Source organism: Stieleria varia (assembly GCF_038443385.1).
GTDB classification, from domain to species: Bacteria; Planctomycetota; Planctomycetia; order Pirellulales; family Pirellulaceae; genus Stieleria; species Stieleria varia.
On sequence record NZ_CP151726.1, the window covers coordinates 4,205,417 to 4,218,668 of the forward strand.

Annotated in this window: 11 protein-coding genes and 1 riboswitch; of the genes, 3 read left to right on the top strand and 8 right to left on the bottom strand. The window is 55.4% G+C overall.

The genetic code is table 11. The features are described from left to right. Window positions 1-397: 397 nt before the first annotated feature. The 3 genes from Pla52nx_RS14150 (at window position 398) to Pla52nx_RS14160 (ending at window position 5,109) form a co-directional block, all read left to right on the top strand. Window positions 398-955 carry an RNA polymerase sigma factor gene (locus tag Pla52nx_RS14150; RefSeq protein WP_146521042.1) on the top strand — a complete coding sequence of 186 codons (558 nt, stop codon included), beginning with the start codon at window positions 398-400 and terminating at the stop codon, window positions 953-955. Window positions 956-1,029: 74 nt separating this feature from the next. Further along, window positions 1,030-2,451, top strand: a complete 1,422-nt coding sequence (locus tag Pla52nx_RS14155) for a Gfo/Idh/MocA family protein (RefSeq protein ID WP_146521041.1) — start codon at window positions 1,030-1,032, stop codon at window positions 2,449-2,451. 384 nt (window positions 2,452-2,835) lie between these two features. Next, window positions 2,836-5,109 carry an AMP-binding protein gene (locus tag Pla52nx_RS14160; protein WP_146521040.1) on the top strand — a complete coding sequence of 758 codons (2,274 nt, stop codon included), beginning with the start codon at window positions 2,836-2,838 and terminating at the stop codon, window positions 5,107-5,109. A 189-nt stretch (window positions 5,110-5,298) separates the two neighbouring features. On the opposite strand, the gene Pla52nx_RS14165 is transcribed toward Pla52nx_RS14160, so the two are convergent. The 8 genes from Pla52nx_RS14165 to Pla52nx_RS14200 form a co-directional block, all read right to left on the bottom strand. Continuing rightward, window positions 5,299-5,550, bottom strand: a complete 252-nt coding sequence (locus Pla52nx_RS14165; RefSeq protein WP_146521039.1) for a DUF2513 domain-containing protein — start codon at window positions 5,548-5,550, stop codon at window positions 5,299-5,301. A gap of 52 nt (window positions 5,551-5,602) precedes the next feature. Beyond that, window positions 5,603-6,817 (bottom strand): AAA family ATPase, encoded by a 1,215-nt coding sequence (locus Pla52nx_RS14170; RefSeq protein ID WP_146521038.1) that lies wholly within the window; start codon window positions 6,815-6,817, stop codon window positions 5,603-5,605. A 61-nt stretch (window positions 6,818-6,878) separates the two neighbouring features. Further along, on the bottom strand, window positions 6,879-8,438 hold the full coding sequence (locus Pla52nx_RS14175; protein WP_231742097.1) for a type II and III secretion system protein family protein: 1,560 nt from the start codon (window positions 8,436-8,438) through the stop codon (window positions 6,879-6,881). A gap of 173 nt (window positions 8,439-8,611) precedes the next feature. Beyond that, window positions 8,612-9,658: a Flp pilus assembly protein CpaB gene (gene cpaB, locus Pla52nx_RS14180; RefSeq protein WP_146521037.1), complete on the bottom strand. Its 1,047-nt coding sequence runs from the start codon at window positions 9,656-9,658 to the stop codon at window positions 8,612-8,614. A gap of 340 nt (window positions 9,659-9,998) precedes the next feature. Then, window positions 9,999-10,556: an A24 family peptidase gene (locus tag Pla52nx_RS14185; RefSeq protein WP_146521036.1), complete on the bottom strand. Its 558-nt coding sequence runs from the start codon at window positions 10,554-10,556 to the stop codon at window positions 9,999-10,001. Between the two features lie 415 nt (window positions 10,557-10,971). After that, window positions 10,972-11,148, bottom strand: coding sequence for a Flp family type IVb pilin (locus Pla52nx_RS14190; protein WP_146521035.1), 177 nt, complete (start codon window positions 11,146-11,148; stop codon window positions 10,972-10,974). Between the two features lie 715 nt (window positions 11,149-11,863). Then, window positions 11,864-12,040, bottom strand: a complete 177-nt coding sequence (locus Pla52nx_RS14195) for a Flp family type IVb pilin (protein WP_146521034.1) — start codon at window positions 12,038-12,040, stop codon at window positions 11,864-11,866. Window positions 12,041-12,199: 159 nt separating this feature from the next. After that, window positions 12,200-12,310: riboswitch (cyclic di-GMP riboswitch) on the bottom strand. A gap of 165 nt (window positions 12,311-12,475) precedes the next feature. Further along, the gene (locus Pla52nx_RS14200) at window positions 12,476-13,231 is read right to left on the bottom strand and encodes an SGNH/GDSL hydrolase family protein (protein WP_231742096.1); all 756 of its coding nucleotides are present in this window, start codon (window positions 13,229-13,231) and stop codon (window positions 12,476-12,478) included. Between the last annotated feature and the right edge of the window lie 21 nt (window positions 13,232-13,252).

Below are 13,252 nucleotides of genomic sequence, written 5' to 3' on the forward strand. Positions count from 1 at the left end.
AGTACGAAAAGATGGGGCCATTTATTCCAAAATGTCCATTTCGGGACGCCTATCGAGCAGGGGCCGCAGAAATCGACGCTTTGGAGTACCGAACGGTAGGTCACCAATTAGTGGTACGCAAAATGATTGCGGTTCGTGTGATTGGCATCGTCCAAGTCGTGGGAGGATCCCAGCGTTTCTATGAGGGATGACCGACAGGGCATGCCCCCTATTTGGTAGCCAGGACTGCATTCTGTCTCTGTCAATGCTTGCTATCGATACCCGTGGCTTCTAACATGAAACTTGGGTGGACCGCAAAAAAAGAGTGTTGACCGGGCTGTGATAGGTGATCATCCGAACGAACGATCCCTTTCGCGTTGGTCTATCGCGAGTGTCTCTTCAGGACTGGTAGCGCAAAGTGAGTCTTTCTGAAATCGATCGCCTGTTGTTGGAGCGATGCTTGGCGGGTGCTCCGCGCGCCTGGCAGGATTTCGTGGACCGATTCTTGGGGCTGGTCGTCCACGTTGCAAAACACACCGCGAGCAGTCGCAACTTGTCGATCGACGAATCCACCCGTGACGATTTGGTCGCAGAAGTCTTCTTGACCTTGGTGGCAAACGACTATGCCGTGCTCAGACGTTTTCGCCGAAACTCGTCCCTGGCGACTTATTTGACAGTTATTTCCCGGAGAGTGATCGCGCGGCGGCTAACGAGTTCTCTCAACGGGTCCACTCAAGCAATCGCTCAGCCAGCGGCGATGGCGGACCACAGAGGGCCGGTGACGCGGCTCGAAAACAGAGAAGAAGTGCAAAGTCTGTTGACACGACTGGATCCAGACGAAGCCGATGTGGTGCGAATGTATCATTTGGAGGGCAAGAGTTACCATGAAATCAGTTTGGCCGTCGGTATGACGGAGAACAGCATCGGTCCGCTGCTCAGTCGTGCACGCGCTAAAATGCGAGATGGCCAAGTCTGATAGAATTGAATCTTTCCGCCTTTGCCCCCCGCCCGCCTTCGAATCCCGCCCAATCATCTCAACGACTTCTTTGCATGCCAAAGTCCGAACCATCTGACGAACCATCCGTCAAATCACCCTCTGGGGCGTCGTCGACGCGTCCCCTGACTCAGTCGGCGTCACGCCGTGGGTTCATCAAGGGCGGCTCGCTCATGCTCGCCGGCGGTGCATTGGGCAACGCACTGGCGGTGGCGCAAAACGCCCACGCGTTTGGCAGCGATGAGATTCGTGTGGCGTTGGTCGGTTGTGGTCGACGGGGCACACAGTCGGCGATCGCAGCTTTGGGCAAATCCGCTCAGCAATCCACCTCCGGCGGACGCGTCGTCTTGATTGCCATGGCGGATGTCTTTGCCAACCAACTGCAATCCGCCTATCGAACCATCAAAGGACAATGTGGCGACCACGTCGACCTGGACGATCGACGTTTTGTCGGATTGGACGCATATCAACAAGTCATGCAAACGGATGCTGATGTTGTCTTGTTAGCCACCCCGCCCGCTTTTCGTCCGCTGCATTTTGCCGCTGCGGTGGATGCGCGGAAACATGTGTTGATGGAAAAGCCGGTTGCGAATGATGCCGCCGGTGTACGGGAAGTTTTGGCCGCTGGCCAGCTTGCGACACAACGCAATTTGGCGTGTAGCGTGGGATTCACCCATCGACAGGATCCGATCTATCAACAAGTCATTGCGAAAATCCATGACGGCGCAATCGGTGATCCCGTCTTCGCCAGAGCCTACTGCAATGCCGGGCCGATCCGATTGTCGCCACGTCGACGCGGCGAAACCGAACTGGAGTATCAGCTTCGCAACTGGAACCACTTCCCCTGGCTCGGCGGCGATTTCCTGGTCGAGCAACATGTCTCGGGGCTGGACATCATCAATTGGGCATTATCGGCAACCCCGCGAACGGCGCAAGGCCAGGGCGGATGGATGAGCCGCGACGAACGGATGGAGGGACAAGTCTTTGACCACCACAGTGTCGAGTTCGCTTACTCGCCATCGTTGAGGCTGTTGAGCCAATGTCGCCGGTCCGTGGGATGTTGGAATAGTGTCAGTGAGCACTTGCACGGGACTGCGGGCTATGCGGATTTGACCACAGGCCGACTGTTCCGCTCTGACGGTGATGTCCTGTGGAAAGCAGACGATGGTGGGCAAAAGGTCGACCCCACCGAGCGTCACCAAGCGTCGTTTTTCGCTGCTTTACGTCGCGGTGAGCGTCCCAATGAGATCGAGCAAGGAGCCCAAAGTACGTTGACGGCGATCATGGGACGCGTGGCAACCGTCACCGGTAAATTGGTCCGCTGGGATGACTTGGCCAAGTCCACGGATCGCGAGTTGGACGTCACAACCCTGACATCGATGCTGCAGTCGCCGCCTTGTCAGCCGGATGAGCAAGGACACTATCCGGACAAGTCGCCTGTCAGCCGCGGAACATCGTCCGGCCGCCGCCCCGTTTAGCGTCGCACAGTTTAGCGCCGCACAGTTTAGCGTCGCACAGTTTAGCGCCGCCCCGTTTAGCGCCTCATCATCACGCGACGGCGTAGTGGATTTCGCCAGAAATCCTGTGAGGTGGGAATTCTGGCGAATCCCATTACCAGGTCTGCTGGCGGTGGTGTTGTTGTTCCTTGGCAAGTAAATCCGGTCCGAGACAACCTCGTCGGGTCGCGTAATCCACTCTATCGACCGGTTCCGCATTGCCTACGCACCGTCGAAACCTCTATCCTGCTCCTTTTGCGAAACACCCGACCGCAGTCGGGCTCTCGGACCATGGGGATCGCGGAAGCGTCAAATGACGGGCGTGTTCCGATCGATCGCATTCATTGAGTAGGGAAATTCCGTCGAATGATTTGGTATGTTCTCGGTGGCTTGGCCGCAATCGTTCTGTGCTTGATCGTCCTGGCGATCGTCTCCCCGCGCAAATTCATGCGGGTCGTGATGCGGCCCATGCTCGCGATGGCGTACCGAAAACGCGTCGTCGGAGTCGAAAACCTCCCCGCAGAGGGTGGCTGTTTGCTGGTCAGCAATCACGTCTCTTTCATCGACGGTATCCTGATCCTGTGGATGTTGCCACGCAACGTTCGCTTCGTCGTCGACGGAGGCAATTTCAAGGGAAAGATCCTTGAGTGGATCGCCGCTGCGTTCGACACGATCATGATGACGGCGAGTCCCAAGTCGATCGGCAGAGCGATCAAGGGAGCTCGCGAAGGGCTGAACAACGGTGACGTGATCGGTGTGTTCGCGGAAGGAACCATTACTCGCAACAGCCAACTGCAGGGGTTCCGTCCCGGATTGACGAAGATGATCAAAGGCACGGACGCTCCGATCGTACCGGTTTGGCTGGACGGTATGTGGGGCAGCATCTTTAGCTTTTCCGAAGGCAAGTTCTTTTTCAAATGGCCCAAAAAATTTCGTCGCAAACTGACGCTTTACGTCGGAAAGCCGATGCCGACGGACACGCCCGTCGACTTGGTTCGCTCTCAAGTACAGGACTTGGGATCGCAAGCCGACATCGAACGACGAGCTGACCTACCCAACCTGGCCAGCGATGTCATTCGCTCCTGGCGGGAAAACAAATCGCGACTACAAGTGGCCGACTCATCGGGCGTCGAAGTCCGCGGACGAGAAGCTCTGATTCGAGCCTTGGTGCTGCGACGAGTCCTGCGACGTGAAGTCTTGACGGGAGAGGACAAATTCGTGGGTTTGCTGTTGCCGCCCAGTGTCGGTGGCGTGCTGGCCAACATCGCGCTTGCCTTCGACCGCCGCGTCGCTGCCAACCTAAACTACACCGTGAGCAGCGAAGTCATCAATCATTGCATCGCTGATGTCGGGATCAAGAAGGTGCTGACGAGCGAGAAATTCATGAGCAAGGTCGATCTCAAGGTCGACGCTGAATTGGTGATGCTGGAGTCGATCCCGTCCAAAGTCACGAAATGGGACAAGCTGGTTTCCTTCGTTCAAGCCGTTTGCTTTCCTCAGTGGTTGCTCAAACGCGTGTTGGGGCTGCATCGAATCGACCCCGACGACATCTTGACCGTGATCTTCACCAGCGGCAGTACCGGAATGCCCAAAGGCGTCTTGCTGAGCAACGCAAATGTCAGCCACAACGTCGAAGCCATCCGGCGTGCCGTCAAGTTGGATCACCACGATACGATTCTCGGCGTCTTGCCATTCTTTCACTCATTCGGATACTCGATCACGTTGTGGGGCGCTCAGACGCTGGGCCCCAGCGGCGTTTATCACTTCAATCCACTCGATTCACGCCAAGTCGGAAAGATGGCTGAACGCTACGGCGTCACGGTGCTGTTGGGCACACCAACGTTTTTGCGTGGATACCTCAAGCGCGTCGAACCAAAGCAGTTTGAAAAGTTGGATGTGGTGATCGTTGGTGCGGAAAAGATGCCGGCCGAATTGTTTGATTCCTTTGAAAAGAAATTTGGCGTTCGTCCGGTCGAAGGCTACGGGGCAACGGAGTTGAGCCCACTGGTGTCGGTCAACGTACCGCCGAGCCGATCGCCGGCAAGGTATCAGCCCGATCGCGTCGAAGGATCAGTAGGACGTCCAATGCCGGGCGTTTCCGCGCGAGTGATTTCACCCGACACGGGCGAAGAATTGCCTGCAGGTGAAGACGGAATGCTGTTGATCACCGGACCCAACGTGATGAAGGGCTATGCCAATCAGGCAGAGAAGACGGCCGAAGCGATCCACGACGGATGGTACACGACCGGTGACATCGCTCACGTGGATGACATGGGGTTCCTGCACATCACAGGACGACTGAGCCGCTTTTCAAAGATCGGTGGCGAAATGGTCCCGCATGTTCGAATCGAGGAAGCGTTGGCCGGTGCAATGGCCGAAGGAGAGGACGACGAAGAAGTTCGCGTTTGCGTGACTGCTGTTCCTTGCGATAAGAAGGGAGAACGGATCGTGGTCCTGCACAAAGAAACTGGCAAGAGCATTGACGCATTGCGAGAGCACCTCAAAGCAGAAGGCTTGCCGAACCTGTTCATTCCCGCGGCGGATGCATTTCACGTCGTCCCGGAGATCCCAATGCTGGGCACCGGAAAGCTCGACCTCAAAGCGGCAAAGGAACTCGCCGCGAAACTCGAATCCGATTGACTAGTGCATCGTCCAGTCTTAGAACGTGGGTTCGATGAATGAGCCGTTTTGGCGTTAGCCACGGTTCTCTTAGAACGTGGGTTCGATGAATGAGCCGTTTTGGCGTTAGCCACGGTTCTCGCGACACAACCGTGGCTAACGCCAAAACGGCTAACCCCAAATGGACAATGCACTGGATCGATATTGAAATCAGGCTTTGCCTTCACGGGCACGCAGTTGATCCAAGAAATCGCAGCCTTTCCAGGTCAGGACCAAAGGACCGCGATTGGCGAGCGTTTCTTGTCCAAGCTCGATGAATCCGCCACTGACGAGCAGATAGATATGGTGAACGATTTGATCTCGTTCGTAGCCTTCGATACTGATCGCACCTTTGAACACGCGACTGCCGCGTTCTTCGACGAACTCCAAGACTTTACGTACCAGCTTGTGATCTCGCCTCATTCTCGGTCAGCTCATTCGTGTTGGAAGTGTGTTACGTCACGTCAAAAGCCGTCTACGACTTTGCCGCGCCCGGCCAAAACTTCTTCCACTTGCTTTCGGCAGACTTGTCAGGTTCCGCTTCCACCTTGCCACCGGACTTGCCTTGCAGCTTTGCGGCCAAGTCCCGCATGGCCTGTGTGATCGCCGCTTTTGGTGCCTGAGTGATCAACGGTACTCCGTTGTTGCGGACTTCGACCATCGTTCGATAGTCGTTGGGCAACAAAGCATACACCTCGCGGCCAAGTGTTTCTTTCGCCTTTTTGAGGCTGATCTGACCTGACTCCAAACCGGCCCGGTTGACCACGATCTCGACTTTGGACTGCAGACCCTCGATCTCCTCAAAACTCATCATCAATCGCACGACGTTACGCAAACAGGGCAAATCCAACTGGGTCATCAGAATCACCCGGGACGCGGCCTCGATTGCCGCCATGTCGACCGGACTATAGGTTTTTGACAGGTCGATGATCAAGTGACTGAACGATGCTTTTAGCAGACCGATGACCTTACGCAAACTTTCATCGGTGATGGAAGCCGTGTCATGAAGTTCCACGGGACGAGGCAGGAGGTAGAGGCCGCTACTGTGCTTCGTCAACGACTGTTTGAGCAACTGGATGTCTAGCCGAGAAATGTTCTGAACGACATCGGCGAGTGTGTAATCAGGAATTGCATCCAGAAACACGTCAGCGTCGCCCAATGCGAGATCCAAGTCCAATAAGGCGACGCTGTTGCGGCTGTCGGACGCCAAAATGCACCCAAGGTTGACTGATGCGCTGGTCGTTCCGACACCTCCGGTGGCGCCCGCGATCGCGATGACCTCACATGAACGCCCACCACCATCCGCAGTACCAAACTTCTGCTGGCTCACTCGCCCCAAAGCCGCGGCAAGATCGTCTTTCGTTACCGGCAGCGTCAGGAACTCGCGAGCACCACTGCGGATGGTCCGCAGGATCAAATGCCCATCCGTACTTTCACTGGCCGCCAAGATCACCGTGTCCTTGGCTTCTTTGCTGAGACGTTCCACCAATGCAATCGCACGGTCTTCGTCGGAGTCCAGCGTCACCACACCGACGTCTGGAGCGGTTTGCTCGATGATGTCCGAAAAGAACTCGTAGCGAGAGCAATCCGCCTCCAACCATACTGTGTCCATGCCCAACAGCATGGCTTTCAGCATTTCTCGTGTGGAGTCGTTGGGGTCAACCAACGCGATTCTCAGGACATTACTCATCGGGTCGTTTCCGGGTATTTTCTATCAACCGTTCCAAATCTGGTAGTAAGTATCAGTAGCATCAGTTGGCAGGCGAGGATAGCATCACCCCGTCACCGATCATTGCGGGTTCGGCCGACGGTACAACGGTATTGGCCGGGTAATGAGTTCCGTGTCCGCCGCCCATTGTCATATCGCCCATCAGTTGATTACCCGAGTCGGGTGAGCACCCGTCGCCACCGAGCAGGTTGGGAACTTCGATGTGTCCGTTCAAGTAGAAATCGTGATCGTTTGGTGACATCGAGTTCAGACCTGGGCCACCACGGGGTACTTCGTGTGGGTCCATTGCGTCAACGATTTCGGGCGTGACGGTGATCAGCAACTCGATATCGTTGCGACGCTCGGAGGAGCGGCGGAACAGGGCACCCAAGACAGGCAACTCACCAAGGAAGGGAGTGCGTGCGATGGTGGACTCCGTTCGACTCTGCAACAAACCTGCGATCGCAAAGGTCTGACCGGCCTCAAGTTCAACAGCGGTCTCCACATAGCGTTGAGTGAACGCCGTCACTTGGCTTCCGCTGACCGTCACGGCACGCGAGTCATCGGGCTCCTTGACCTCGGGACGCACTTCCAAACGAATCCGGCCTGGTCCGACGACGAACGGCAGGAAGTCAACCGACGTGCCGTACTCTTCGTAGGACACGGTGACTGCACCGTTGCCCGACGGCACGATGTAGGGGACTTTACCGCCAACCGTGAATCGAGCGGGGCGTCCATGCGTCGCGATCACGGTTGGTTCGGCGAGGAATTTCAACAAGTCGTCCTGACGCAGTGCGGTGATCAAGCCTTGAAAGTCACCGGTGATGATGCGGGCATTGGCTGCTCGCTCACCAGCAGTGGTGACGACCGAGCCGACAGTGGTCTGGGGAATGTTGATCAAGTTCCCGGGGCCATTGGCCAGCAGACTCGTTGAATCACTCAGGGCAAAATCCAAACCCAGGTCACGGAACTTCGTCCGAGAGACTTCCATGATCCGCGTGTGCAGCAGGACCTGCTGAACCCCGATCACTTTGATGTTGTTCACAACCGTGGGGTAAAACTGTTCGACGATGGCAACGGCACGGTCAACATCATCGACGCTGGTGACATAGCCATTGACGATCGCACTGGCATTGACTGGCATGACCCTCAGGGTCGCCAAAGGCAATTGCGATGCCAAGATGCCCTCGATTTCTCGAGCGTCCGCGACAACGGTCACGTCGACGGTGTACAGCTTGTCCTCGGTATCCCAAAGATTGATCTGCGTGGAGCCAGGCAGCTTTGCATAGATCTGCAATTGATTCTGCGACACCGGCGTGGCATTGATCACTTCCTCGTTATGCACTTGGAAACGAGGAATCCGTGCTTCCAAGGTCACGATGCGGCTCGATTTGACCAGCAACTCCATCCGTTCAACGGGTTGGCTGATGAGATGATTTGCAGCACCGGATTCGTGCGAGGTGAGCTGCAAGTCTTCATCTTGTGCCGTCACGATGCCACACGACATCATCACAATCATGCCGGCAACGAGAGATGCGGCGACCCGGCGTACCGAGAAAAGTGTCGTTTCCATCGCGATTGCATCCTTGCGAAACCTGGCCATCAGATCCATCCGATGGTGAACGCTGCCACGTCTGGCAATCCATTGCCACGTATCAGCGAATAGGCTTTATGCGGGTTACGTGTCGTAAAAAGGGGAAAACTTGGTTTTGAATCATTCGACCGGATCCCGCAGTTCAACCGCGGAAATCCGGTCGTTTTCATCGTCTTGGAGTCTCAGTAGGCAGTACGTTCAGCACCCGACTGAGGTGCGAAAAACGGGCTGTCTTGTCCTGTCAGGTCAAAGTCCTGGCCCGAGTCTGTAGCGCCCTGACTGGTAGTATCGGACGTTTGGGGTTCTTCGGTTGAGTCCGTCATGCGGGTATCGTTTAATAGCACAGGGATCGATTCTCCGGGCAGAAAACCATACTCTTGCATGCGGCCATCGGGGCCAAGCTTTGTGATCTTGAACTCGTATTCTTGTTTCTTTGCCGGTTTTGCGGCCACTTTCGCCGGAGCGTCTTCTTTCGTTTGCTCGGCCAACGCCAATTGACGCTGACGCTCACGCTCTTGTCGGTATTCCCGCAAATCATTCAAGAATTTCTTTGCAGTCGGACTCGCTTCGCCGTCCGCGATATCCGCTTCGTCAGCGGAGGGGCTGCCCAATGATAGCGAAATTTCGCCGTACTGCTGAGCAAAGGACCACGCATCTTCGTCGGACTGGCGGATCAACAATTGAATGTTCTTTGCAGTACCCGTCCGCTTTTCATCTGGATCGAACTTGGTTTTTCCATCGATGCCAAAGACTTTGACGCCGGAAAGTACAACCAAGGAAGTGTCTTGGGCAAACGTGTCGCCTTGCTCAAAGAAGCCACGGACGTCGACGCGGTCGCCTTGACGGACCAGATTGACCGTGCCGTTTCGGTCGGCGGGCATTGATACCACTCGGTAGCCACGAGGCACGATGATGTCTTGCTTGTCATTCATCAGCTTGATGTCGAGGACTGGTTCGCCGGCGTAAAGCGGCTGGCGTGCAAAGCGTCCTTCAAACGATTTCAAATCGCTCGATGCACCAGCGGGAACCCGGTCGGCAGGCCACTGCTCTAAACGCAGCTTGTCGGCTGTGATTTCTTCTTGTTCTTCGACCGCTTGCGTGGTCACAAAGATATCAACCATTGCAACGGTTGAGGCTCCATTGTTTGCCTGCATGTACTGACTGGCGCCGATCGCCGCGACGGTGCCGCACACGCACGCGATAAGGAGGAATAGTGTTTTGTTTCGCATGGATTCGTTCTGGCTGTGGCCAGTGTCCGTTCTGAGTGGAGGTGGAGGACCAAAGCTGGGAGGAGGCAGTCGACCCTCAGCTAGGATCGGACATTCAAACAATGCTTCTATAAAATCGAATTCTGCTGGAGAATTATCGCTACAGCCTTAGGAACCTATGCAAACAACAAGCCCCGCTTAATCGGCAGGGCTTGTTGATGCGATTCAATCATGTTGCGTCGGATTGAGCTTGCTTCATAAGCCGACGCGTCAGCAAGGGTTTTGCCGTTATCCCTCGCTTACGCGTCGAGCTTGCGATTGTTTCAAGCCACTTTATTTCGTTTCCGCAACACCAGCGGTGTCAGATCAGCATTCGTGCGGTTGCAAAGTAGATCACTGCTCCGATAGCCATCGGAATTCCGTAGGGCAGCAGCGTCATCGTTGGCTTGCGTTCCCGAGCGATTTTAGAAAGCTTGGATGGGTTACGGACGTTGCGCCACTCATCCAGAATTTGACGGGCCATCGCGTAGTGTTTGAACCAGTTTCCGCTACGCAAAATCATGACCATCGCCATGATTCCACCTACGATTGCCGTGGCAGCGAATACTTTGAGTGTCACCAAAGTGCCCACCCATGCTCCGACACCCGCGAGCAATTTCACGTCGCCGGCTCCCATTCCGCCAACGTTTCGCAGCACGAGCAACAGAACTGTGCCGACTGCCATCCCGGCGAAACTCCAGGCGAGGCCGTTCACTCCGCCCTGGATCGTCCAGTAGACCAATCCGCTAGCAATGAATGGAAAGGTCAGCCAGTTAGGAACCTTCAAAATGGCGCCGTCGATGATCGCGGCGACGATCAAAACGATGGTGACAAACCAGATGAGCCAATTCTCGCTGATGGCGTCGATCAACATGTCCATAATTTTCCCCGTGCTTTTTTTCGTGGTTTTTAGGTGGGCTTAGCGAGGTCCGATCATCCAACTGAACATGGCGAACAGCAGGGTGACCAAGCAACAGGACAGTTGCCAGGCATACGCGGCTGCATCAGCAGGTAGGAGTGGGTAGTTCATTTGGGACCTCCCTTTCTTGATGGAAGGGGGTGACAACCGAGGTTGTGTGAGGTGGTCTACGTGAGGTGGTCAGAGTGTGCTCATCAGGGCGGGATGAAGCAGGAGCGGTGGTCGACGATGTCCGAACCGTGTCCGGCTTGGTCGGGGCTCGACGCGGCCGGTGAGAACCGCTTGGTTTCTCACCGGCAACACGTCGAAATCCGGTGGGGTTGCGGCGCCGTACTCGCAACAGAATCGCGAACGCAGACACCGCAGCCCACAAAAATCAGTTACCGATTGCGGTGCCGACTTCTTCGAACTTGCCTTTGGCGTTGGTTCCGATGGTGCCGACGGCAGCCAAGCAGACAACGACGATCAAAGCCAACATGACGGCGTACTCAACTGCGGTTGGTCCGTCTTCTTCTTTCAAAAACTCAACGATGCTATTAGCGAACTTTTTCATCTTTATTTCCTCGGCTGAGAGCCGGCGTTAAAACCGGAACTCGACGACTATGAAGCAAGGGTCATTTCAACGTGAAAGGATTCCCAACGTCCCAGTTCATCTCTCAGACCCATCATCGGTGCTCCAACGCAGGCACTGCCATTGGAAAGAGCGTTGCCGACGTAAACGTCTGCTTTCAGAGATTCACTGGCTTTGCGGCATCTACATGCAACGGATCAATCCATTGAATGTCGGTCCCAACAAAGCAGAGCGATTCAGTTCGAATTCACTCTCTATAGGGAACGTATGCCAGGAATTCGAAGAGTCAAAAAACTCCGGCCAGACAAACCTTGACGATTCATTCGAGGTGACGGTTGTACAGTTTGTGTCAGGTGATCTGTTGGGCCGTCGGCAGGCACCGCGTAAACTGTATTGCGTGACTGGAAACCGCCATTCGGACTGAATCAGTTGCAGCGAATGTTCAGGTGAGCACTGAACTCGTTTAACCCGTGCCCGAAGGGTAGGTCGTGTTCCGTTGAGCGTCGCTTTCGGCTACCGGCTAAACGAAATCGCCGAATTCGGGAGCTGTGTGCATCGGTGCTGCGGTTAAAGGAAAGTCAACGCGAGGACATGCAACCGCGCAAAAAAAAACTGCCGACCAACTCGCGTTGGCCGACAGTCGATTATCAATGAGTTTGCTCGGCTTCCCCCAAAGCTGTCGCAAGCCTCGGCGAAATCAGTTACCGATAGCGGTACCGACTTCTTCGAACTTGCCTTTTGCGTTGGTACCGATGGTTCCGACGGCGGCAAGACACACGACGACGATCAACGCCAACATAACGGCGTACTCAACGGCGGTCGGTCCATCTTCTTCCTTCAAGAACTCAACAAGGCTGGTTGCAAACTTTTTCATTTTCATTTTCCTCGGTATGAGAATGGCCCTCTAGGAGCCTCCCTCGACGACGTTTAAAGGGCCGTTTCAACGTAAAACGGCTTCTGAAATCAGCTCGTCTCCGAAAACACACCTTGGTTTTCATGCCTCCGAGTCAAGACTCTTGGACATTCATTTTCCCTTGGCAGTCCGGCGATCCTGAGGCCCCACATCGGCAACTGCATCCGATGTGATGCCCACGGACCCGTAACTTTGCGCCCCGCCTTCTCAAACGGTTTGCCTTTTTCCGGGAGCTCGGCTGACCTCTCGTACCGACGACTCAGGCATGACACGCATGACCTCAGACGCCAGTCCGACAGGAGAGAACCTTTCATCAAGAACTGTTCTCTAATGGGAACGTATGTCACGAATCGAGAGAGTCAAAATGAAGGAAAACGGAATTACGAAAATCCTTCCCTAAAGGTGTTTGCGGATCAGTTCCGCTACATGCTGGCCGAGCTTTTTGGATCCCTCTGCGGTGTAGTGAACGTTCGCCGGTCGTTGCGTGCTTTCGATCTCTTTGGCAAAGCTGAACATGGGATCGGTTTCGATCCCACCGACTTCCGCTATGACCTTCGCTGCCATCGCGTTGTACTTGGCCGAATCCCCGGGAACTCGTCCGGCGGCGCCTTGCGGAACCGGAGTCGTCTCTCGCCAAATGACAACACGCCCGGCCTTTTTGAGACGCTCGGCGATCGTTCGGATGTTCTTGCCATAGTCCTCGAGGGAGACTTGCTGGTGACTATCGGGAGCCGTGGGGGATGCGAGATTCTCGCCCTTGGGCCCCATGTACTTCAGATCGTGCAACCCAAAGTTAAAATGGATGACATCCCATTTTCGGTCACCAAGCCACTTGTCCAGGTTCTGAACGCCGTTGGTCGTCGGCCCGCAATTGGTGGGCGGTCGCCAAACATTCGCGGTGCCTTTTAATGCTTCGCGTACATCCAGCATGTATCCGATGGAGATGGAGTCGCCGATCAGCAGCACGTGGGGTAGTCCCTCCACGACATCCGGTGCTTCGTATGCGGGATTGACCCGGGCTGCGGCTGGTTTACGTTGTGCTTTCTTGGGTGCATCTTGGTCCTGGGCCAAACATGCGGACGTGGTCACGAACGACACGCACAGCAGACACATGATCACCGGACAAACTCTCGCTGCCAACATACGTTTCATCGCTCTCTCAACAGTGCTACA

Excerpts from the sequence above, each read along its gene's own strand:
- Pla52nx_RS14175 (WP_231742097.1), bottom strand. The coding sequence starts at position 8,438 with ATGGCCAGGTTTCGCAAGGATGCAATCGCGATGGAAACGACACTTTTC.
- Pla52nx_RS14190 (WP_146521035.1), bottom strand. The coding sequence starts at position 11,148 with ATGAAAAAGTTCGCTAATAGCATCGTTGAGTTTTTGAAAGAAGAAGAC.
- Pla52nx_RS14165 (WP_146521039.1), bottom strand. The coding sequence starts at position 5,550 with ATGAGGCGAGATCACAAGCTGGTACGTAAAGTCTTGGAGTTCGTCGAA.
- Pla52nx_RS14160 (WP_146521040.1), top strand. The coding sequence starts at position 2,836 with ATGATTTGGTATGTTCTCGGTGGCTTGGCCGCAATCGTTCTGTGCTTG.
- Pla52nx_RS14155 (WP_146521041.1), top strand. The coding sequence starts at position 1,030 with ATGCCAAAGTCCGAACCATCTGACGAACCATCCGTCAAATCACCCTCT.
- Pla52nx_RS14170 (WP_146521038.1), bottom strand. The coding sequence starts at position 6,817 with ATGAGTAATGTCCTGAGAATCGCGTTGGTTGACCCCAACGACTCCACA.
- Pla52nx_RS14200 (WP_231742096.1), bottom strand. The coding sequence starts at position 13,231 with ATGAAACGTATGTTGGCAGCGAGAGTTTGTCCGGTGATCATGTGTCTG.
- cpaB (WP_146521037.1), bottom strand. The coding sequence starts at position 9,658 with ATGCGAAACAAAACACTATTCCTCCTTATCGCGTGCGTGTGCGGCACC.
- Pla52nx_RS14195 (WP_146521034.1), bottom strand. The coding sequence starts at position 12,040 with ATGAAAAAGTTTGCAACCAGCCTTGTTGAGTTCTTGAAGGAAGAAGAT.
- Pla52nx_RS14185 (WP_146521036.1), bottom strand. The coding sequence starts at position 10,556 with ATGGACATGTTGATCGACGCCATCAGCGAGAATTGGCTCATCTGGTTT.